Source organism: Roseobacter sp. AzwK-3b (assembly GCF_000170875.1).
GTDB classification, from domain to species: Bacteria; Pseudomonadota; Alphaproteobacteria; order Rhodobacterales; family Rhodobacteraceae; genus Roseovarius; species Roseovarius litoreus.
Window position 1 is genome coordinate 21,993 of the sequence record NZ_ABCR01000005.1, and the last position, 21,481, is coordinate 43,473.

General features: G+C 64.7%; 21 protein-coding genes. 19 read left to right on the forward strand and 2 right to left on the reverse strand.

The features are described from left to right. Window positions 1-197: 197 nt before the first annotated feature. Genes RAZWK3B_RS10065 through RAZWK3B_RS10075 form a run of 3 tightly spaced genes read left to right on the forward strand, consistent with a single transcriptional unit; the run spans window position 198 to window position 1,974 of the window. Window positions 198-1,112 (forward strand): thioredoxin family protein, encoded by a 915-nt coding sequence (locus RAZWK3B_RS10065; RefSeq protein ID WP_007814756.1) that lies wholly within the window; start codon window positions 198-200, stop codon window positions 1,110-1,112. Window positions 1,113-1,138: 26 nt separating this feature from the next. Beyond that, the gene (locus tag RAZWK3B_RS10070; protein WP_007814757.1) at window positions 1,139-1,783 is read left to right on the forward strand and encodes an LON peptidase substrate-binding domain-containing protein; all 645 of its coding nucleotides are present in this window, start codon (window positions 1,139-1,141) and stop codon (window positions 1,781-1,783) included. Beyond that, on the forward strand, window positions 1,780-1,974 hold the full coding sequence (locus RAZWK3B_RS10075) for a Trm112 family protein (RefSeq protein WP_007814758.1): 195 nt from the start codon (window positions 1,780-1,782) through the stop codon (window positions 1,972-1,974). Before RAZWK3B_RS10070 ends, RAZWK3B_RS10075 begins: the two co-directional genes overlap by 4 nt. Before the next feature lie 58 nt (window positions 1,975-2,032). On the opposite strand, the gene RAZWK3B_RS10080 is transcribed toward RAZWK3B_RS10075, so the two are convergent. Then, complete coding sequence (locus RAZWK3B_RS10080) at window positions 2,033-2,782, reverse strand: FadR/GntR family transcriptional regulator (protein ID WP_007814760.1); 750 nt, start codon at window positions 2,780-2,782, stop codon at window positions 2,033-2,035. 60 nt (window positions 2,783-2,842) lie between these two features. Between RAZWK3B_RS10080 and RAZWK3B_RS10085 the strand changes: the two genes are divergently transcribed. From RAZWK3B_RS10085 to murD, 14 genes are all read left to right on the forward strand, one after another. Next, on the forward strand, window positions 2,843-3,604 hold the full coding sequence (locus tag RAZWK3B_RS10085; protein WP_007814761.1) for a DUF2182 domain-containing protein: 762 nt from the start codon (window positions 2,843-2,845) through the stop codon (window positions 3,602-3,604). Window positions 3,605-3,667: 63 nt separating this feature from the next. Beyond that, on the forward strand, window positions 3,668-4,306 hold the full coding sequence (locus tag RAZWK3B_RS10090) for a DUF1326 domain-containing protein (protein WP_037295613.1): 639 nt from the start codon (window positions 3,668-3,670) through the stop codon (window positions 4,304-4,306). A 68-nt stretch (window positions 4,307-4,374) separates the two neighbouring features. Continuing rightward, window positions 4,375-5,484, forward strand: a complete 1,110-nt coding sequence (locus RAZWK3B_RS10095; RefSeq protein WP_007814764.1) for a dimethylsulfoniopropionate demethylase — start codon at window positions 4,375-4,377, stop codon at window positions 5,482-5,484. A gap of 108 nt (window positions 5,485-5,592) precedes the next feature. Next, window positions 5,593-6,588: an acryloyl-CoA reductase gene (gene acuI / locus RAZWK3B_RS10100; protein ID WP_037295616.1), complete on the forward strand. Its 996-nt coding sequence runs from the start codon at window positions 5,593-5,595 to the stop codon at window positions 6,586-6,588. Window positions 6,589-6,791: 203 nt separating this feature from the next. Then, on the forward strand, window positions 6,792-7,208 hold the full coding sequence (locus RAZWK3B_RS10105; RefSeq protein WP_007814767.1) for a universal stress protein: 417 nt from the start codon (window positions 6,792-6,794) through the stop codon (window positions 7,206-7,208). Window positions 7,209-7,317: 109 nt separating this feature from the next. Further along, window positions 7,318-7,836 carry a GNAT family N-acetyltransferase gene (locus tag RAZWK3B_RS10110; protein ID WP_007814769.1) on the forward strand — a complete coding sequence of 173 codons (519 nt, stop codon included), beginning with the start codon at window positions 7,318-7,320 and terminating at the stop codon, window positions 7,834-7,836. Window positions 7,837-8,520: 684 nt separating this feature from the next. Next, window positions 8,521-9,024, forward strand: coding sequence for a division/cell wall cluster transcriptional repressor MraZ (mraZ, locus tag RAZWK3B_RS10115; RefSeq protein WP_083799090.1), 504 nt, complete (start codon window positions 8,521-8,523; stop codon window positions 9,022-9,024). A gap of 3 nt (window positions 9,025-9,027) precedes the next feature. Beyond that, window positions 9,028-10,023, forward strand: a complete 996-nt coding sequence (gene rsmH / locus RAZWK3B_RS10120; RefSeq protein ID WP_007814772.1) for a 16S rRNA (cytosine(1402)-N(4))-methyltransferase RsmH — start codon at window positions 9,028-9,030, stop codon at window positions 10,021-10,023. Continuing rightward, window positions 10,023-10,370, forward strand: a complete 348-nt coding sequence (gene ftsL, locus RAZWK3B_RS10125; protein ID WP_007814774.1) for a cell division protein FtsL — start codon at window positions 10,023-10,025, stop codon at window positions 10,368-10,370. Before rsmH ends, ftsL begins: the two co-directional genes overlap by 1 nt. After that, entirely contained in the window at window positions 10,367-12,151 is a 1,785-nt protein-coding gene (locus tag RAZWK3B_RS10130) for a peptidoglycan D,D-transpeptidase FtsI family protein (protein WP_007814776.1), read from the forward strand. Before ftsL ends, RAZWK3B_RS10130 begins: the two co-directional genes overlap by 4 nt. A gap of 18 nt (window positions 12,152-12,169) precedes the next feature. After that, window positions 12,170-13,675, forward strand: coding sequence for a UDP-N-acetylmuramoyl-L-alanyl-D-glutamate--2,6-diaminopimelate ligase (locus RAZWK3B_RS10135; RefSeq protein ID WP_007814778.1), 1,506 nt, complete (start codon window positions 12,170-12,172; stop codon window positions 13,673-13,675). Next, window positions 13,672-15,111 carry a UDP-N-acetylmuramoyl-tripeptide--D-alanyl-D-alanine ligase gene (locus RAZWK3B_RS10140; RefSeq protein WP_007814779.1) on the forward strand — a complete coding sequence of 480 codons (1,440 nt, stop codon included), beginning with the start codon at window positions 13,672-13,674 and terminating at the stop codon, window positions 15,109-15,111. The genes RAZWK3B_RS10135 and RAZWK3B_RS10140 overlap by 4 nt, the downstream gene beginning before the upstream one ends. 10 nt (window positions 15,112-15,121) lie before the next feature. Continuing rightward, complete coding sequence (mraY, locus tag RAZWK3B_RS10145) at window positions 15,122-16,204, forward strand: phospho-N-acetylmuramoyl-pentapeptide-transferase (protein WP_007814781.1); 1,083 nt, start codon at window positions 15,122-15,124, stop codon at window positions 16,202-16,204. A 158-nt stretch (window positions 16,205-16,362) separates the two neighbouring features. Beyond that, the gene (murD, locus tag RAZWK3B_RS10150; RefSeq protein WP_037295621.1) at window positions 16,363-17,760 is read left to right on the forward strand and encodes a UDP-N-acetylmuramoyl-L-alanine--D-glutamate ligase; all 1,398 of its coding nucleotides are present in this window, start codon (window positions 16,363-16,365) and stop codon (window positions 17,758-17,760) included. A gap of 6 nt (window positions 17,761-17,766) precedes the next feature. Here murD and RAZWK3B_RS10155 read toward each other — a convergent pair whose 3' ends face one another. Then, window positions 17,767-18,945 (reverse strand): BaiN/RdsA family NAD(P)/FAD-dependent oxidoreductase, encoded by a 1,179-nt coding sequence (locus tag RAZWK3B_RS10155; RefSeq protein ID WP_007814785.1) that lies wholly within the window; start codon window positions 18,943-18,945, stop codon window positions 17,767-17,769. Window positions 18,946-19,157: 212 nt separating this feature from the next. On the opposite strand from RAZWK3B_RS10155, the gene ftsW reads away from it, so the two are divergent. Together ftsW and murG are read left to right on the forward strand one after the other, a co-directional pair. After that, window positions 19,158-20,324 carry a putative lipid II flippase FtsW gene (gene ftsW / locus RAZWK3B_RS10160; protein WP_007814787.1) on the forward strand — a complete coding sequence of 389 codons (1,167 nt, stop codon included), beginning with the start codon at window positions 19,158-19,160 and terminating at the stop codon, window positions 20,322-20,324. A gap of 31 nt (window positions 20,325-20,355) precedes the next feature. Next, the gene (gene murG / locus RAZWK3B_RS10165) at window positions 20,356-21,459 is read left to right on the forward strand and encodes an undecaprenyldiphospho-muramoylpentapeptide beta-N-acetylglucosaminyltransferase (RefSeq protein WP_037295622.1); all 1,104 of its coding nucleotides are present in this window, start codon (window positions 20,356-20,358) and stop codon (window positions 21,457-21,459) included. Window positions 21,460-21,481: the final 22 nt, after the last annotated feature.

The window sequence follows — 21,481 nt, forward strand, 5'->3', positions numbered from 1 at the left end:
TCTTGTCCTTCAGGGCGGCAAACCTGCCACGGTAGGATTGCTGCCCGCCCTGGGCACGCTCGGCGGCGATGGTCGCGTCCGGATGATGCGGCACGGACACTCCGCGCAATCCCCGATACGGGGGTCCCCCCTTGCAACACCATCCGCGCTGCGCCATTTAGGCGCTATAGGGATCGCAACAATCTGGAGTCCGCGACATGATCGAACTTGGTGGCAAGGCACCGTCCGCACAGGATCTGATTAAGGATGTCTCGGAGGCCGATTTCATGGCCGAGGTTGTCGATGTCAGCCGGACCGTTCCGGTCATCGTCGATTTCTGGGCGCCGTGGTGCGGTCCGTGCAAGACGCTCGGTCCGGCGCTAGAGGCGGCTGTGACCAAGGCAGGCGGCGCGGTGAGGATGGTCAAGGTCAATGTCGACGAAAACCAGATGATCGCAGGGCAGCTGCGGGTGCAGTCGATCCCCACGGTCTATGCCTTCTGGCAAGGCCAGCCGATCGACGGGTTTCAGGGGGCGGTTCCGCCGTCGGAACTTGAGGCTTTCATTGATCGTGTGATCGCCGCGTCGGGCGGTCAGGCGCCGGGCGATGAGCTGGCCGAGGCTGTGGCCGCCGCCGAAGAGATGCTCGAGCAGGGAGCTGCGGCCGATGCGGCGCAGACCTTTGCGGCGATCCTTCAGGAAGACGCGCAGAATGCCGCCGCTTATGGCGGGCTGGTGCGGTCCTATATCGCGCTCGATGATCTGGATCAGGCCGAGGCGATCCTGAACGGCGCCCCGGCCGAGATTTCCAAGGCGCCGGAACTGGAAGCGGCCCATGCGCAGCTGGAACTGGCCCGACAGGCCGCCAGCGCCGGCCCGGTCAGTGACTTGCGCGCCCGTGTGGACGCCGCCCCGGAGGATCATCAGGCACGATTCGATCTGGCGCTGGCCCTGCAGGCGAGCGGTCAGACCGCCGAGGCGGTCGACGAATTGCTGGAGCTTTTCCGCCGTGATCGCGAGTGGAACGAAGCCGCCGCCAAGCAGCAGTTGTTCACCATTTTCGAGGCCCTGAAACCGAACGATCCCGTTGTTCTGAACGGTCGGCGAAAATTGAGCTCGATGATATTTGCCTGATCGCCGGTGTGGGCTAGTTCCAACCCATGTTCAACAAGGCCGATCTTCCCGAGGTGATCCCCGTCTTTCCGCTGCCCGGTGCGCTGCTTCTGCCGCGCTCTCGGCTGCCTCTGCACCTGTTCGAGCCGCGCTATCTGGCGATGCTCGATGACGCCTTGAAGACGCCGGGACGTCTGATCGGGATGGTGCAACCCAATCCGGGCCGCGATGGCGACCGCGCGGGACTGCATACGATCGGCTGTGTCGGTCGTGTGACGCAGTTTTCCGAAACCGAGGACGGGAGATACATGATCACCCTGACCGGCATTTCGCGCTTTCGCGTGCTCGAAGAGGTTGAAGGCTTTCAGCCCTACCGCCGGACCCGTGTGTCGTGGAGCGGGTTCGAGCGGGACATGAGCCCTCCGGAGCCCGACACCTGTTTCGACCGCGCGCGGTTTCTCGATCTGCTGAACCGCTATTTCAGGTCGCGCGAGCTGCAGACGGATTGGGAGTCGCTCGAGCAGGCGGATGACGAATTGCTCATCAACTCGCTCTCCATGCTTCTGGGGTTCGAGCCCGAGGACAAGCAGGCGCTTCTCGAGGCGCCGTCGCTGAGCACGCGCCGCGAAACATTGGTGACGCTGATCGAATACGCCCTGCGCGGCGGCGATGACGAGGAGATCATGCAATGACCGCGACGACGGAGGGACCGGGGTTCGATCGTCGGATGCTGGACGCGCTGATCTGCCCGCAGACACAGGCCACGCTGAGCTATGATGCCGACCGGCAAGAGCTGGTCAGCACCGCGGCGGGTCTTGCCTATCCCATTCGCAACGGTATTCCGGTGATGCTGGTCGACGAGGCGCGCGCGCTACAGGAGTGAGTGCCGCGCGTTGAGGGCCAGAGGCGAGGGAAAAGCCCCCGCACCCCCCGGGATATTTTCAGCCAGAAGAAACAGGTGCCGATTTGCGCGCATGGGCGGCCATCACGTCGCGCCCGAGGGTGAGCGTATAGGCTTCGAGCTCGTGCAGGGCGGTTTCGGCGGCGGTGGCGTTCTGCGCCTGCAGCGCGTCGGCGATCCTTGTGTGAAGATGTTCGATCACCTCGCGCGAGCGGGCGGTGAAGGTGATCATGTTCATCAAGGGCTGCATCGCCTCGACCGCGCCGGCCAGATGGTAGCTGAGCACCGGGTTGCCGGCCGCATCCACGAGCGCGCGGTGAAAGGCCACATCCGAGGCGCAGAAGGATTCATCCGACAGGCCTGGCTGTGCCTGGCGGTGGATTTCGGCCCGCATGGTGGCCAGATGATCGGCGGAGCGGCGCGCGCAGGCCAGCGGCGTGCAGGCGCGTTCGAGTGCGTAGCGCGCCTCGCAGGCGGTCTCGAAGCTGACCGCGTTCATCGACAAAAGCAGCGTTGAGGTGGTGATATGCTGGCCGTAGGCGCCTTCATAGCTGAGCCGGTTGACGAAGGCGCCGCCGAACGCGCCCCGCTGCGTGCGAATGAGCGATTGCGCGGCCAGCCGTTTGAGCGCTTCGCGCACCGTGGGGCGCGACACCTCGAACTGGTCGGCAAGCTCTGCCTCGGAGGGCAGGCGCTCGTCCACGATCATGCGGCCCTCGACAATGGCGTCGCGGATCGCTTCGGCGATCTGGGCCGAGAGATCGGCTTTGTTGGAGGGATCAATTTTCATTTGTCTTACATTTAAATGTCTGACAATTTCGGCGCAAGCATCGAGTCGCGGAGAGGGCGCATGATTTCGGCACGTATCAGGCGGATGGCTGGGGGGCATTGGCTGATGCTCTTTGGCCTGATTTTGCTGGCCTGGGGCGCGCTTTACGTGATGGCGCTGCCGACGGATCTGCGGGTTGCGGGGCGCATTTATGGCGCTGAATTTCTGGCCAGCCTGTGTGTGGTCACCCCCGATGCGGCGGGATTTGCGCGAATCACCGTGATGTGGGCGCTGATGTCGGCGGCGATGATGGCGCCCACGGCGCTGCCGGCGCTGGCCACATATGACGAGCTTGGCCATAGCGGCGAGACCAGCTTCGGGCGGCTTCTGGCGGGGTATCTGGCGGTCTGGCTGGGCTTTTCGGTGGTGGCGGCCGCGGCGCAGATGGCGCTCTTCCGGGCGGATCTGGTCAGCGCTTTCGGAGACAGCCGCTCGGGCTGGTTGTCGGCGGGGCTGCTGGCGCTGGCGGGGGGCTATCAGTTCAGCGCCCTGAAGGAGGCGTGTCTGGCCAAGTGCCGCGCGCCGCTTTCGTTTTTCATGCAGCATTGGGACGAGGGGCCGTGGCGCAACGGCCTGCGGCTTGGCGCGGTCTGTCTTGGCTGTTGCTGGGCGCTGATGGCGCTGGCCTTCGTGGGGGGGGTCATGAACCTGGCGTTCATGGGCCTTGCGACGGTGGTCATGGTGATCGAGAAACTGCCCGATCTTGGCCGCTGGCTGACGCGCCCCTTGGGTGTCGTGCTGCTGGCGGCGGCGGGCTGGATGGCGCTTGGCGCCGGGATTTGAGCAAAGGGAGGGCCGCAGATGGCCGCTGACAGACTGGACACACCCGCCAAGATCGACAACCGGATGCCCGGTGTGCCGAAATCGGGCCATGGCACCGTGCCATGGGCGATCAAGGGGGAACTCATCCTGAACTGCAATTGCACGGTGTTCTGCCCTTGCGTTGTCTCGCTTGGTCAGCATCCGCCGACCGAGGGCTATTGCCAGGCCTGGTCTGGGGTGCGCATCGACGAGGGGCATTATGGCGACACGGATCTGTCGGGGCTGAATGTCGGGCTGATGCTGGAGATCCCGGGCCTGATGGCACGGGGCAACTGGAAGGCCGCGGCCTATATCGACGAGCGCGCCAGCAATGACGCCTATACCGCGCTGGTGGATATCTTCAGCGGCAAGGCGCGCGGCACCACGGGGCTGTTCGGCATTCTGGTCAGCGAGTTTCTGGGCGCCGAGCGCGCGCCGGTGGTGTTCGAAACCGAAGGCAAGACACGCCGGTTGATGGTGGGCAAGAAGATCCAGGGCGAGGTCGTGCCGGTCTCGGGCCATAATGGCGAGGATATCGTGGTGACCAACACGGAATACTGGATGGGCCCCGACATCACCGTGGCCACCGCCACCAAGGGTCGGGTCCGTGCCTTTGGCCGGGTCTGGGATTTCGATGGCCGCAGCGCCGAGATCTGCCAGATCGACTGGAAAGGCCCGCGCTGATGATCCGCCCGGGCCTGATGGCCCTGCCTGTCTTGCGATCCGTTCGTCATGCCCAAGGAGAGTGACTGATGTCCGCGCCGCTTTTGTCCCTGTCGCGCAGGTTGCGCCGCACGCCCTTTTCCGAAGGGGTCGAGGCGGCGGGCGTGAAGGCCTACACGGTCTATAACCACATGCTGCTGCCGACGGTGTTTCGCAGCATCGAAGAGGATTACCGCCATCTCAAGGAGGCGGTGCAGATCTGGGACGTGGCCTGTGAGCGCCAGGTCGAGCTGCGCGGGCCGGATGCCGGACGGCTGATGCAGATGCTGACGCCGCGCGATCTGCGGGGGATGACGCCGGGGCAGTGTTTCTATGTGCCGATCGTCGACGAGACGGGTGGCATGCTGAACGATCCGGTGGCGGTCAAGCTGGCCGAGGATCGGTGGTGGATTTCGATCGCCGACAGCGATCTGCTCTATTGGGTGCGCGCCACGGCGCATGGCTGGCGGCTGGATGTGCTGGTGGATGAGCCGGACGTGTCGCCGCTGGCGGTGCAGGGGCCGCGCGCCGATGATCTGATGGCGGCGGTCTTTGGTGACAAGGTGCGCGATATCCGCTTCTTCCGCTTTGGGGTGTTCGATTTCCAGGGTCGCGACATGGTGATCGCGCGATCGGGCTATTCCAAGCAGGGTGGCTTCGAGATCTATGTCGAGGGATCGGATATCGGTATGCCCTTGTGGCATGCGCTGATGGAGGCGGGGGCGGGCATGGATGTGCATGCAGGCTGTCCCAACCTGATCGAGCGGATCGAGGGCGGATTGCTGAGCTATGGCAATGACATGACGGATGACAACACACCGCATGAATGCGGGCTTGGCCGGTTCTGCAACACCCATACGGCGATCGGATGTATCGGACGGGATGCGCTGTTGCGGGTGGCCAAGGAAGGCCCGGTGCAGCAGATCCGCGCCGTGGCGATCGACGGTCCGAAAGTGCCGCCCTGCGATCACTGGTGGCCGCTTCTGGCACAGGGCAAGCCGGTGGGGCGGATCAGCTCGGCGGCCTGGAGCCCGGATTTCGGCACCAACGTGGCCATCGGCATGGTGCGCATGACCCATTGGGATGCGGGCACGCGGCTGCAGGTGCAGACGCCTAACGGGATTCGGGAGGCGGAGGTGCGCGAGGCCTTCTGGGCCTGAGCGGCGGTTGCAAGCGTGGGAGCGAGGGGCCAGCCCCTCGCGCTCCCCGGGATATTTGAAGCCAGAAGAAGCAGGGCGATGGCCCTGCGCAACGCAAGGGAGAACAGCATGTTCAATGCATTGATCGTCGAGAAGGACGAGGACACCGGCAAGACATCGGCGTCGGTGGCGCAGATCGGCGAAAGCGATCTGCCGCATGGGGAAGTGCTGGTGGCGGTCGAGTATTCCACGGTGAATTACAAGGATGGTTTGTGCATCGGGCCGGGGGGCGGGCTGGTGCGCAAATATCCGCATGTGCCGGGGATCGATTTCGCCGGCACGGTCGAAGAGAGCACGGATGCGCGCTACAAGCCCGGCGACAAGGTTGTGCTGACCGGCTGGCGCGTGGGCGAGGCGCATTGGGGCGGCTATGCGCAAAGGGCGCGCGTGCTGGCCGATTGGCTGGTGCCTCTGCCCGAGGGGCTGGACACACGTCAGGCGATGGCGGTGGGCACCGCGGGTTTGACGGCGATGCTGTCGGTGATGGCGCTGGAGGATCACGGGCTGCGCAAGGATCACGGACCGGTTCTGGTGACCGGGGCCGCGGGCGGCGTCGGGTCGGTGGCCACGGCGATCCTGGCCAATCTGGGCCATGAGGTGGCTGCGGTGACGGGGCGTCCCGAGACGGGCGAGTATCTGAAGGATCTGGGTGCCACGCAGATCGTGGCGCGCGAGGAGTTCGCCGAGGCGACCCGCAAGCCGCTCGAGTCCGAGCTTTGGGCCGGCTGTGTCGATGCGGTGGCGGGGGCCATGCTGGGCCGGGTGCTCAAGCAGATGAAATACGGCTGTTCCGTCGCGGCGGTGGGTCTTGCGGGTGGGGCGGCGATCGAGGGGGCGCTGATCACGCCGTTCATCCTGCGTGGGGTCAATCTTCTGGGGATCGACAGCGTGATGCAGCCCTATGAGGCGCGCCTTCGGGCCTGGCAGCGGATCGCCAGCGATCTGCCGATGGCCAAGCTCGAGGCGATGGTCCAGCCGGCGACTCTGTCGGATCTGCCGCAATTGGGGCGCGATATCCTTAAGGGGCAAGTGAAAGGCCGTGTCGTCGTCGATGTGAACGCCTGACGATGGATGGATGGCACCGGGGGCGGTCCTGCCGTTTCCGGCGCCTCTTGCGGCGCGGTTGATTGATTTCCGGGCCGCGGCCGCGTTATCGTTGCTGTAAGGGGCATCCTGCGGACCCGCCGCAGGCCCCCGGTCGGTGCGGTGCGCTGCGGGCCATATTCAGGCCCATCCCGAGCGGCAGCCGCGCGAAAGGAGGATATTTTATGTTCAAGAAGATCATGACACCTGTTGATCTGGCCCATCAGGGCGATTTGCAAAAAGCCCTGGCCGTGACGGCCGATCTGGCCAAGCATTATGGTGCATCGGTCGTGTTCGTGGGGGCCACCAGCTCGACCCCGAGCGCGACCGCCCACACCCCCGAGGAATACCGCAAAAAGCTCGAGGCTTTTGCCAAGGACCAGAGCGAGGCGCATGGCTTCGAGGCAAGTGCCGACATGGTGATCGCGCATGATCCCACCACGGATGTGGATGATGTGCTGCTCAAGGCGGTCAGGGAGACGGGCGCCGATATCGTCGTGATGCAAAGCCATATGCCCAATATCCTTGACTATGTCTGGCCTTCGAATGGCGGCAAGATCGCCGAGCACGCCAAAGTGTCGGTGTTCGTGGTGCGCGGCTGAGCGGAACGCGGCCCGGTCCCGCAGGGGCGGCTCCGGGCCCGGCGCGGCTTGCTCTTTGGCGGTCGCCGGATATGGTCGTGACGGGGCAGCCGCCCGGGAGGAGCCTTCGGTGACATATGGCGACGATCTGGTGATCCGCGCGGTGCGCGACAGCGACGAGGATGCGCTCTGGCCGATCCTGCGCCGGGTGATCCGCGCAGGCGAAACCTATGCGATCGATCCCGGCCTGACACGCGAGCGCGCGCTTGACCTGTGGATCCGGCAGCCGCGCGGTTGCTATGTGGCCGAACATGACGGCGAGATTGTCGGCACCTATTACATCAAGTCGAACCAGGCCGGCGGCGGGGCGCATGTCTGCAATTGCGGCTACATGACCGCTCAGGCAGCGCGCGGGCGCGGCGTGGCGCGCGCCATGTGTCTGCATTCCCAGTCCGAGGCGCGCAAACTGGGCTATCTCGCGATGCAGTTCAATCTGGTGGTTGCGACCAATACCGCCGCGATCGGCCTCTGGGACAATCTGGGATTTCGCACCATTGGCCGTTTGCCGGGAGCGTTTGCCCACCCCAAGGCCGGTTTCATCGATGCGCTGGTCATGTACAAGTGGCTCGATGAGGGCGCGTCGGCCTGACAGGGCCGGCGACCACATGCGCGCGGGCCTGTCATCCGGGCCGGGATGGGCGATGACGGGGCATGGGAAACCATGGGCCTGATCTGCGGGAAATCATGGGAGACCCTTGGGTAAACCCCGAATCACGGGCAATTGCGGCGTGGAGCATGGGTGATTTGCGGTGCGATCCGGCGCTCAATGGGGGTGGATTGCAAATTATTTCGAAATCGCCGGGAAATCGTGGGAAAAATTTCAATCCAAGACTGACTACCATATTTAGTATAAAAAAGCTCAGCAATAGCTAGGTTCTGCGTTTGATGCCTCCAAATAGACACATCATGTTGAGTGGGGCAGGGTGCTCACTCAAGATGATGTGCCTTTTTCCCTCAAAAAGTTATTGATTTCCATGAATTCCCATGGCATCCCTTAACTCACGATGAGGACGGGAAATCAGGGGCGGACAAAAGACCCCGAACAAAAAATCCCAAGTCAGGTTTCATACAGGCCCCGCTTTCATCGAAACACGAGATCCGGCGCGCGGGCGAGCAGACATCCCCCCAGGTGGCGCGCGCAGTCGGACGCCCCGCACAGCGGGACGAGGGCGGCGGATTGGGCAGTGGCAGCAGCTCAATCCGTCGTTTCGTTTCAGGGGCTTGAAGACCCGGGCAAGATATTTCGGGGGGCATCAGAGAGGCGGACGGGACAGTGGTTCGCAGGTTCAGAGGCGAGAGCCAGCACAAGGTGGACAGCAAGGGCAGGGTGTCGATCCCGGCCTCGTTTCGCCGTGTGCTCGAAGCGTCCGACCCCAACTGGACCGAAGGTCTGAGCCCCGAGCTGGTCATCGTCTATGGCGATCACCGCCGCAATTACCTTGAATGCTACACGATGGAGGCGATCGCCGAGGTGGACGCCAAGATCGACGCGCTGCCGCGCGGCTCGATGGAGCGCCGGATGCTGCAGCGTCTTTTCCATGGGCAGTCCTATCCCACCAATGTCGATGAAACGGGCCGGCTCGTGCTGCCCGCCAAGCTGCGCCAGAAGATCGCGCTCGATGCCGAGGCGTTTTTCATCGCCGCGGGGGACACGTTCCAGATCTGGAAGCCCGAGACCTACGAGTCCGAAGAACTGGCGCGCACCGAACAATGGCTCGAAGAGCTGCCCGAGGATGTCGATCCGCTGTCCTTCCTGGACGGTCCGCAAGGGGCGTGACGGATGGCTGCCGCTGCCCAAGCCCCCGATCCCTCCGCCCCGCATATTCCCGTTCTGTTGCGCCCGCTTCTCGAGGCGGTGGCCCCGGTCGAAGGGGTCTGGATCGACGGCACGCTCGGCGCAGGGGGCTACACGCGCGGCCTGCTCGAGGCCGGGGCGCAAACCGTGATCGGCGTGGACCGCGATCCGCTCGCACTTGAAATGGCCGCGCTCTGGGGTGCGGCCTATGGTGACCGGCTCGTGCTGGTGCAGGATATTTTTTCCAACATGGATGCGCATGCGTCGGACGTCGATGGCGTGGTCCTGGATCTGGGCGTCTCGTCGATGCAGCTTGACCGCGCCGAGCGGGGGTTTTCCTTCATGAGGGACGGCCCGCTCGATATGCGCATGAGCCAGCAGGGCCCGACCGCCGCCGATCTGGTCAATACCGCCGATGAGGGTGAATTGGCCGATATCCTTTATCTTTATGGCGAAGAGCGCGCCAGCCGCCGGATCGCGCGGGCCATCCTGCGCGAGCGTGCCTCGGGTGATATCGACACGACGCTGCATCTGGCGCGGATCATCGAATCCTGCCTGCCGCGCCCCAAACCCGGGCAGGTCCATCCCGCAACCCGCAGCTTTCAGGCGTTGCGCATCGCGGTGAATGACGAATTCGGCGAACTGGTCGCCGGGCTGGAAGCGGCCGAACGTGCGCTCAAACCCGGCGGCAAGCTTGCGGTGGTCACCTTTCATTCGATCGAGGACCGGATGGTCAAGCGCTTCCTTCAGGCCAAATCGGCAGGCGGCGGAGGTGGCAGCCGCCACGCGCCCGCCATGCGCCCCGAACCGGCCGAATTCGATGTCACGCAGCGCAAGGCCATCGGCCCGGACAAGAGCGAACTGGCTGAAAATCCGCGCTCGCGCAGCGCCAAGCTGCGGGTCGCCATCCGTACCGATGCGGCGGCCACGCCCGCTGATCGCAAAGCTATCGGGATGCCATTGCTCAAGGGGAAACGTTGATGCGCAGCCTGTATTTCATTCTGACTGCACTGTCGGTGATCGGCCTTGCCTTCTGGGCCTATCACGAGAATTACGAAACCCAGGAGGCGCTGTCCGAGGCCGAGGATCTGCAGACCCAGATCAGTGATGCCCGCCAGCGCCTGCGTGTTCTCAATGCCGAATGGGCCTATCTCAACCGGCCCGACCGTCTGCGCGAACTGGCCGACATCAATTTCGACCGGCTGGGTCTTTTGCCGCTGCAGCCCAATCAATTCGGTCGGATCGATCAGGTGGCCTTTCCTCCCGAGGACACACTGCTGCCGATCCTTGACCCGATCGAAGTCTCCGAAACCGAGGCCCGCCCATGATCCGCACGCCGCTTCGTCCGCTCGCCCGCATTCTGGAGGCCCGCTCCAACGGGGAAAACCCCGACGCGATCGAGCGCGAGAATATCCGCATCCGTCATGAACAGATGCGCGACCGCGCGCGCAAGCGCGCCGAGGGGCGGCTGTTCGTGCTGGGTATCATGTTCACCTTGTCCTTCGTCCTGATCGGGGGGCGGATGGGCGTTCTGGCCAATAGCGAACCGACCGAGCCGCGCAGCTCGGTCGCGGGGGCGCAGATCGTCGCGCAGCGGGCCGATATCGTCGACCGCCAGGGGCGTATCCTCGCCACCAATTTCGAAACCCACAGCCTTTATGCTCAACCCGAACAACTCGTCGATCCAGAGCGCGCCGCCGACGAGCTGGTGCGCATCTTCCCCGATCTTGATCGCGCAAGGCTGGTGAAGGACTTCACCGGCAAGCGCAAGTTCTTGTGGATCAAGCGAAAAATCAGCCCCGAACAGAAGCAGGCCGTGCATGATATCGGCGAGCCTGGCCTTTTGTTCGGCCCGCGCGAGATGCGGCTTTATCCCAACGGGCGGCTGGCCTCGCATGTTCTGGGTGGCGCCAGTTTCGGGCGTGAAGGCGTGCATGCCGCCGAAGTCATCGGCGTGGCCGGCATCGAAAAGGAATTCGACGCCCGTCTGCGCGACCCGGCCCAAAGCCACGAACCGCTGCGGCTGTCGCTTGATCTGTCGGTGCAGGCGGCGATCGAACGCGTGCTCTATGGCGGCATGAAGCTGATGAACGCCAAGGGTGCCACGGCGATCCTGATGGAGGTCAAGACCGGCGAAATCGTCGCCGTGGCCTCGCTGCCCGATTTCGATCCCAACGACCGGCCGCGCCCCCCCACCGAAGGCGATCCGACCGACAGCCCGCTTTTCAACCGCGCGGTGCAGGGCGTCTACGAGCTGGGCTCGACGCTCAAGATCTTCACCGTGGCGCAGGCGCTCGATATGGGGCTCGTCAATCCGACCACCATCATCGACACCAAGGGCCCGCTTCGCTGGGGCAAGCACCGGATCAGCGATTTCCGGAATTACGGCAACGAAATGAGCGTCACCAAGGTGATCGTGAAATCCTCGAATATCGGCACCGCCCGGATCGCCCAGATGATCGGCGGCGAGCGTCAGAAGGCGTTCCTCGAGGATCTCGGCTTTCTCGATCCGCCCCCCGTCGAGATCGTCGAGGCCGATGGCGCGCAGCCGCTTTTGCCGCGCAACTGGTCCGAATTGTCGACCATGACGATTTCCTACGGCCACGGCATCTCGACCAGCCCCATGCATCTGGCGGCGGGCTATGCAACGCTGGCCAATGGCGGGCGCAAGGTCACCCCGACGCTCTTGCATGGGACCACGACCGCACCCGGCCCGCAGGTCATCTCGGAGCAGACCGCGCGCGTCTCGATGGACATGCTGCGCAAGGTGGTCACCGAAGGCACCGCCAGCTTCGGCGAAGTGCCCGGCTATGCGGTGGGCGGCAAGACCGGCACCGCCGACAAGCCCAAGGCGCGCGGCGGCGGCTATTACGAAGACAAGGTGCTGGCCACCTTCGCCAGCGTCTTTCCGGCGCATGACCCGGAATATGTCCTGGTGGTCACGCTGGACGAACCTGTTGAGACCTCGGGCGACGAGCCGCGCCGCACCGCAGGCTGGACAGCCGTGCCGGTTGCGGCTGAAATCATCCGCCGTGTGGCCCCTCTTCTGGGGCTCAGACCGCAGATTGAACCCGGCGAACTGGCTGGTATAACGCTCACATCAAATTAGGCCGGAACGCGGGGCGACATGGTGGCGGGGCAGCGCAAATCACTGACGGATCTTGGCCTGACCGCTCAGGGCGGGCGGCGCGCCGACATCACCGGGCTTGCCGTGGACAGCCGGCAGGTGCGCGACGGCACGCTTTTCGCGGCCCTTCCCGGCACCCGCGTGCACGGCGCAGAGTTCATCCAGTATGCCTTGCGCATGGGGGCCGCCGCGATCCTGACCGATGCAGCAGGCGCGCGGATCGCCGCCGATGTGCTGGCTCAAAGCGACGCCGCCCTGATCGTTGCCGAAGACCCCCGCCAGACCCTGGCCTATACCGCCGCTCTCTGGTTCGGCGCGCAGCCCGAGATCATGGTCGGGGTGACCGGCACCAACGGCAAGACCTCGGTCGCCAGCTTCTGCCGCCAGATCTGGTGCGAGCTGGGATACGAGGCGGTCAATATCGGCACCACCGGTGTCGAAGGCGCCTATGAGGCGCCTCTGGCTCATACAACGCCCGAACCGATCACCCTGCACCGCGTGCTGGCCGAATGCGAGGTCGCAGGCGTCACCCATGCGGCGATGGAGGCGTCGTCGCACGGGCTGGAACAACGCCGGCTGGACGGGGTGCATCTGGTGGCGGCGGGCTTCAGCAATTTCAGTCAGGATCACCTCGACTATCACGCCACGTTTGACGAGTATTTCGCCGCCAAGGCCGGGCTCTTTGCCCGTGTCCTGCCCGAAGACGGCGTGGCCGTCATCAATATCGACGACCCCAAAGGCCCCGCCATGGCCGAGATCGCCCGCGCCCGCGGGCAGGATCTGATCACCGTCGGGCGCAAACCGGGCAGTGATCTGCACATTCAGGCGCAGCGTTTCGCCCCCACCGGGCAGGATCTGCGCTTCGAATGGAAGGGCCGCGCCCATCAGATCCGGCTCAACCTGATGGGTGGGTTTCAGGGGGAAAACGTGGCGCTCGCCGCAGGCCTCGTGATCGCCGCCGGCTCTGATCCGGACAGGGTGTTCGACACCCTGCGCCATATGAAAACCGTGCGTGGCCGGATGCAACTCGCGGCCACCCGCCGCAACGGGGCGGCGGTATTCGTGGACTACGCCCATACGCCAGATGCCGTCTCGACCGCCCTGAGCGCCCTGCGCCCGCATGTGATGGGCCGTCTTGTGGCGATCATCGGCGCAGGCGGCGACCGCGACACCGCCAAGCGCCCGTTGATGGGGGCGGCTGCCGCGCAAAACGCGGATCTGGTTATCGTGACCGATGACAACCCGCGCAGCGAAGACCCCGCCGCGATCCGCGCCGCCGTCATGGCTGGCGTGCGCGACGCAGGCGGCGCCGATTGGGCGACCGAGGTGGGCGACCGCGCCGAGGCGATCCTTCGCGGCGTCGACATGCTGGGGCCGGGGGACGCGCTGCTGATCTGCGGCAAGGGCCATGAAACCGGGCAGATCGTCGGCGATGATGTCTTTCCCTTCGATGATTGCGAACAGGCCAGCGTCGCGGTCTCGGCGCTTGACGGGGGGCTGGCATGACGCTCTGGACCGCAGCCGAGGCCGCGCGCGCCACTGGCGGGCGCGCCTCGACCGACTGGGAGGCGACCGGCGTTTCGATCGACACCCGCACGCTCCGGCCCGGTGATCTTTTCGTGGCCCTCAGCGCCGCCCGCGACGGGCATGACTTCGTGGCGCAGGCGCTCGACAAGGGGGCCGCCGCCGCCTTGGTCAGCCATGTGCCGCCCGGTGTCGATGCCGCACGCGCGCCGCTGCTGATCGTCGATGACGTCCAGACGGCGCTCGAGGCGATGGGCCGCGCCGCGCGGGCGCGCACGCAGGCGCGCGTCGTGGCGATCACCGGCTCGGTCGGCAAGACCTCCACCAAGGAGATGCTGCGCGACGTGCTTTCGTCGCATGGCCGCACCCATGCCGCCGAAGCCAGCTACAACAACCATTGGGGCGTGCCTTTGACATTGGCGCGGATGCCCGCCGACACCCAATTCGCGGTGATCGAGATCGGGATGAACCACCCCGGCGAGATTGCGCCGCTGTCGCGCATGGCGCGCCCGCATGTGGCGATGGTCACCACCGTGGCGCCCGCCCATCTGGCGGCCTTCGAAAGCCTCGAGGGGATCGCCCGCGAAAAGGCCTCAATCTTTGAAGGGCTCGAAGAGGGCGGGGCCGCCGTCTATAATGGCGATCTTGCCGTCAGCCCGATCCTCGCCGACACCGCCGCGCGCCATGCCGCGCATCTGCTGTCCTTCGGCGAAAGCCCTGCCATGCATCACCGCGTCACGCGCATCACGCTCAAGAACGCCTGCACCGTGGCCGAGGGGCGCGCGTGGCGCAGCCCGGTGCTGTTCAAGATCATGGTTCCGGGGCGGCATTTCGCGGTCAATGCCATGGGCGTGCTGGCAGTGACCCATGCGCGCGGCCTTGACCGCGCCAAGGTCGTCACATCGCTTGGCCAGTGGCAGCCGGGATCGGGGCGCGGTGCGCGCGAACGGATCGTTCTCGACATCGTCGATGCGCATGTGGTGGTCGAACTGATCGACGACAGCTACAACGCCAACCCTGCCTCGCTTGGCGCGGCCCTCGAAGTGCTGGCCGCCGCCGTGCCCAGCAACGATATGGGACGGGTCTCCAAGGGGCGGCGCATCGCCTATCTGGGCGACATGAAAGAGCTGGGCCGCACCGAAGCGGCGCTGCATGCCGCCTTGGCCGAGCATCCCGCCATGGCGCTGATCGACCGGGTGCATTGCGTAGGCCCGCTGATGCGCCACCTCTGGGAGGTGCTGCCCGACGGCAAACGTGGCCGCTGGACCGAAACCGCCGACGAGATGGCCGCAAATGTGGCGCGTGACCTGGATGCCGGCGATGTCGTGCTTGCCAAAGGGTCGCTTTCCATGGGATTGGCCCGGGTCGTTGCCGCGATCCGCAAGATGGGTCGTGCCTCGGCCTCCACGGACGTGTAAGGATGGTACTATGCTTTTCTGGTTGACCGAGCTTTCGGATGGCGGGGATTTCTTCAACCTCTTCCGCTATATCACGTTCCGTGCGGGCGGCGCGTTCCTGACCGCGCTGTTTTTCGGCTTCCTCTTCGGTCCGCCCCTGATCAACGTGTTGCGCAAGCGGCAGGGCAAGGGCCAGCCGATCCGCGCCGACGGTCCCGAAACGCATCTGGCCAAATCGGGCACGCCCACCATGGGCGGTCTGCTGATCGTGGGCGCTCTGGTCACGTCCACGCTGTTATGGGCACGGCTTGATAACGCTTATGTCTGGATCGTGCTCTTCGTGACCCTGTCTTTTGCCGCGATCGGCTTCTGGGACGATTACGCCAAGGTGTCCAAGCAGAATGTGACCGGTGTGCCGGGGCGGCTTCGGCTGGCGCTCGGCTTCCTGATCGCGGCGATAGCGGCGGTCTGGGCCGCATGGTATCATCCGCCCGAGCTGCAGTACCAACTGGCCTTGCCGGTGTTCAAGGATGTGCTGCTCAATCTTGGCTGGTTCTTCATCCCCTTCGCCATGTTCGTGATCGTCGGCTCTGCCAATGCCGTGAACCTGACCGATGGTCTGGACGGGCTGGCCATCATGCCGGTGATGATCGCGGGCGGCGCGCTCGGCATCATCGCCTATGCGGTGGGCCGGGTGGATTTCACCGAATATCTCGATGTGCATTACGTGCCCGGGACCGGCGAGATCCTGATCTTCGCGGCGGGGCTGTTCGGCGGCGGGCTTGGCTTTCTATGGTATAACGCGCCCCCGGCGGCGGTGTTCATGGGCGATACCGGATCGCTGGCCCTTGGCGGCGCGCTCGGCGCGATTGCCGTGGCCACCAAGCACGAGATCGTCCTTGGCATCATCGGCGGTCTGTTCGTGGTCGAGGCGCTGAGCGTGATCGTTCAGGTGCTCTATTTCAAGCGTACCGGCAAGCGGGTGTTCCTGATGGCGCCGATCCATCATCATTACGAAAAGAAGGGCTGGGCCGAGCCGCAGATCGTCATCCGCTTCTGGATCATCGCGCTGATCCTCGCGATGATCGGATTGGCGACTCTCAAGGTGCGCTGACCGGGGTGGAATGCGGTCCTGTGCCGCCTCTTCGGCACCGACCGCCGCACCGACACAATACCGACGTGATACCGAAGGCCGAAAACGGCCCCCAAAGCCGCTTGCACAGCCCGGCGCAAGGGGGCAATCTGCGCGCCGATGACAGCAAGGAAACAGCCATGATACCGGTAACTGGATATGACGGGCAGCGCGTCGCGGTTCTGGGATTGGGCCGGTCCGGTCTGTCGGCGGGCCGTGCCCTGCGGGCCGGCGGCGCGCATGTTTTGGCCTGGGATGACAACCCCGAGGCGCGCGATATGGCCTCCGAAGAAGGGTTTGAAATCAAGGACTTGTCCCGCGATGGTGCGTTTGACGACATCGCTTGCCTGATCGTCAGCCCCGGTATCCCGCATCTCTATCCGCAGCCCAACAAGGCGGTCGCCAAAGCGCTGCAGGCGGGTGTGCCCGTGGACAATGACATCGGGCTGTTTTTCGCCTCTCTCGGCGGCGCGGACTGGGCTGTGCATGACGTGGCGCCGCGGGTGGTCGCGGTGACGGGAAGCAATGGAAAATCAACCACTTCGGCCCTGATCCACCATGTCCTGCACGAGGCGGGCAAGGACGTGCAACTCGCTGGCAATATCGGCCGCGGCGTTCTGGACATCGACCCTCCGGGCGATGGCGGCGTGGTGGTTCTGGAACTCAGCAGCTACCAGACCGAACTCGCCCGGGCTTTGACCCCTGATGTCGCTGTTTTCACGAACCTTTCTCCCGATCACCTGGACCGGCACGCGGGTCTGGGCGGCTATTTCGCGGCCAAGCGGAGGCTCTTTGCCGAAGGTGGCCCGGATCGCGCCGTGATCGGCATCGACGAGCCTGAGGGGCTGTTCATGGCAGGCCAGCTTGCCACCGCGCCGGGCGATGACCGGGTCATCCGCATCTCGGTGGACCGCAAGCTGGCCGGGCCGGGCTGGTCGGTCTTTGCCCGCAAGGGGTTTCTGAGCGAATACCGCAAGGGCAAGCAGCAAGGCGCCATAGATCTGCGTGAGATTAAGGGCTTGCCGGGGCAGCACAACCACCAGAATGCCTGCGCCGCCTATGCCGCCTGCCGCAGCCTGAGCCTGTCGCCCAAGGTGATCGAGCGGGCCTTCCACAGCTTTGCAGGCCTGCCGCATCGCAGCCAGGTGATCGCCGAGAAAGACGGCGTCACCTTCGTCAACGACAGCAAGGCCACCAACGTGGATTCCGCCCTCAAGGCCTTGAATGCATTTGCCAATATCCGCTGGATCTGTGGCGGTCTGCAAAAGGAAGGTGGGCTTGCCGGGCTGGAGCCGGGCCTGCGCAATGTGCTCAAGGCCTATGTGATCGGGCGGGAGGCGGCGCAGTTCGCCCTGCAGCTGACCGGGACCGAGGCCGAGACCTGCACCACGATGCAAACCGCCGTCGCGCATGCCATGGCTGACGCCAAGCCGGGCGAGACCGTGCTTCTGGCTCCGGCGGCGGCCAGTTTCGACCAATACGACAATTTCGAAAAGCGTGGCGAGGATTTCATCGCTCAGGTCAGAGCGCGGCTCTGACCCGGGTCAGCGGGATGCAATCGCCGTTCCCGCGGCCCAGCCCGAGGACCAGGCCCATTGGAAGTTGTAGCCCCCCAGCCATCCGGTCACATCGACAGCTTCGCCTATGAAATAAAGGCCCGGAACGGTCTGGGACATCATCGTGCGCGACGACAGCCCGTCGGTCGCCACGCCGCCAAGTGTGACCTCTGCGGTGCGGTAGCCCTCGGAGCCGGTGGGTTTCAGCGGCCAATGGCGCAGATGATCCACGATCCCGCACAGGGCAGTGTCGGAGTGATCGGCAAGGTTACCTTTTGGTAACATTTCGGGGGCAAGGTGATCGACAAGCCGTGTGGGCAGATGTTTCGCCAATTCATTCGCGACGCTGCGACGTCCCGAAATCTTACGCTGCGCACGCAAATCGTTCAGAAGCCGCGCCTCGGGGTCCAGATCGATCACGATCTCCTCGCCCTCGCGCCAATAGGACGAGATTTGCAGGATCGCGGGGCCGGACAGGCCGCGATGCGTGAACAGCACCGCCTCGTCGAAGCTGCCGCGCGCGTTCGACACCCGCGCCGGTGCGGCGACGCCCGAGATCGCGGCAAAGCGCTGATCCGAAAAGGTCAGCGGCACCAGTGCGGGCCGCGTGTCGGTCACCTGATGGCCGAATTGCGCGGCGATGTCATAGGCCAGCCGCGTCGCACCCATCTTGGGGATCGACTTGCCTCCCGTGGCCACCACGAGGTTGCGCGCCTCGATCATCACGCGGCTGCCCTCATGGTCGATCTGCGCGTGAAAGGCGCTCCCGTCATGCGACAGATCGACAAGCGCGCTGCGCAGCCACAGCCGCGCGCCCGCGCGGTCCATCTCGGCGCGCAGCATGTCGATGATCTGAATGGATTTTCCGTCGCAGAAAAGCTGGCCAAGCGTTTTTTCGTGCCACGCGATGCGATGACGGGCGACCAGATCGAGGAAATCCCACTGCGTATAGCGTTTCAGCGCCGATTTGCAGAAATGCGGGTTGTCGGACAGGAAATTGTCCGGACCGGCATGCAGATTGGTGAAATTGCATCGCCCGCCACCCGAAATCCGGATCTTCTCGCCTGGGGCCTTGGCGTGATCGATCACCAATGTGTCCGACCCCGAATGGGCCGCGCACATCATGCCAGCCGCGCCGGCCCCCAGAATGAGCGTTTTGACCTTCATGCGCCGTGCATTGGCCCATGAGGCAGGCGGGGTCAATCCGTTTCGCGCGCCGGTGCGCGGTGGTTGCTGTCGGATGCCTCCGGCGGGGATATTTTCGGCCAGAAGAAGCGCCGGGTTGCGTCAAGATGGCTTCCCACGGAGCGGTTCTGCTGCTAAGATAAAGGCCAAGATCCCGAAAACGGGACACTCACGAGGCAGTTGCGGCGGTTCATATGACAGAGATGGTCTATGGCACGATCCCGGTCAGGGAAACGGAGCCAGTACTTCCCAAATGGTGGCGGACGATCGACAAATGGTCGATGTCCTGCATTCTCATTCTTTTCGGGATCGGTATCTTGCTGGGGCTCGCGGCCTCGCCGCCGCTGGCCGAGAAGAACGGGTTTTCGCCCTTTCATTACGTCGAGCGACAAGCCCTGTTCGGGACGCTTGCTCTGAGCGCGATGTTGCTGACCTCGATGATGAACCCGCATCTGGTCCGGCGCCTTGCGGTGCTCGGGTTTCTGGTTGCGTTCGTGGCGCTGTGCCTGCTGCCGTTTTTCGGCACCGATTTTGGCAAGGGGGCGGTGCGTTGGTTCAGCCTCGGGTTTGCCAGCGTTCAGCCGTCGGAATTTCTCAAGCCGGGATTTGTGGTCGTGGCGGCGTGGATGATGGCAGCCAGTCAGGACATCAACGGGCCGCCGGGGCTGACTTGGTCGTTCGGCCTGACGCTGGTGATCGTGACGCTTTTGGCGATGCAGCCGGATTTCGGGCAGGCCTGTCTGGTGCTGTTCGGCTGGGGTGTGATGTATTTCATTGCGGGGGCACCGATCCTTCTGCTTCTGGGGATGGCGGGATGCGCGGTGCTGGCTGGCAGTTTCGCCTATTCGAATTCCGAGCATTTCGCACGCCGGATCGACGGCTTTCTCAGCCCGGATGTCGATCCCAATACGCAGCTTGGCTTTGCCACCAATGCCATTCGCGAAGGCGGCTTTTTCGGGGTCGGCGTGGGCGAGGGCGAGGTGAAATGGTCGCTGCCCGATGCGCATACGGATTTCATCATCGCCGTGGCTGCCGAGGAATATGGCCTGGTGCTGGTGCTGTGCATCATCGCGCTTTACGGGATCATCGTCGTGCGCTCCCTGTTGCGTCTGGTGCGTGAACGCGATCCGTTCATCCGGCTGGCCGGGGCGGGGCTGGTGGTGATGTTCGGCGTGCAGGCGATGATCAATATGGGCGTGGCGGTCCGCTTGCTGCCGGCCAAGGGCATGACGCTGCCCTTCGTGAGTTATGGCGGCTCGTCGCTGATCGCCGGGGGCATCGCGATCGGGATGCTCTTTGCCTTCACGCGGACCCGCGCTCAAGGGGAGATCGGCGATATCCTGAGAGGGCGCGGCAGATGAGCCGGGGCATCCATCGGGGCGAGGTGTGGGCGTGACGGACAGGCGGCCATTGCTGGTGATCGCCGCAGGTGGCACCGGGGGGCATATGTTTCCCGCGCAGGCACTGGCGGAGGTGATGTTGCGGCGCGGCTGGCGGGTCAAGCTGAGCACGGATGCGCGCGGGGCGCGCTATACCGGGGGGTTTCCCCATTCCGTCGAGATCGAGCAGGTGTCCAGCTCCACTTTCGCGCGCGGCGGGGTGATCAACAAGCTTCTGGCGCCAGCCCATATTCTCGGGGGCGTATTGGGGGCAAGCCTCAGGATGCTGCGCGAAAAGCCCGACGTGGTGGTGGGCTTTGGCGGTTACCCGACCATTCCGGCGCTCGGGGCGGCATGGCTGCTGAGGGTGCCGCGCATGGTGCATGAACAGAACGGCGTTCTGGGCCGGGTCAATCGGCTGTTTGCCAAAAAGGTCGACCGGGTGGCCTGCGGGACATGGCCCACCGCCTTGCCCCAAGGCGTCGAGGGCGTGCATGTCGGCAACCCGGTGCGCGCGGCGGTGCTCGAGCGGCAGGCGGCGGGCTATATTCCGCCGGGCGATTATCCAATGTCGGTGCTGGTGATTGGCGGCAGTCAGGGGGCACGTATCCTCAGCGATGTGGTGCCCGAGGCGATCGCGGCGCTGCCCGATGCGCTGCGGCGCAATATCCGCGTCAGCCATCAGGCGCGCGAAGAAGACGGCGCGCGGGTGGCCGAATTTTATGCCGGGCACTGTATCGATGCCGATGTGGCGGCCTTCTTTCGGGATGTGCCGCGCCGGATGAGCGAGGCGCAATTGGTCATCAGCCGTGCAGGGGCTTCGAGCGTGGCCGATATCAGTGTGATCGGGCGACCCGCGATCCTTATCCCCTATGCCGCGGCCGCCGAGGACCACCAAAGCGCCAACGCCAAGGGGCTTTCCCAGGCGGGCGCTGCCATCGTCATTCCGGAATCGAAACTTGCGGTCGAAACGCTTTCGGAGCAGATAGCCAGCGTCCTGACGAATCCCCAAGGAGCCGAGCAGATGGCGCGCGCGGCTCTTGGTGTGGCGATGGTCGATGCACCGCAGAAACTGGCCGATATGGTCGAGGACTTGGCGCAAGGGACAAAGACATGAGAGATTTCCGGGCCGAAGGAGA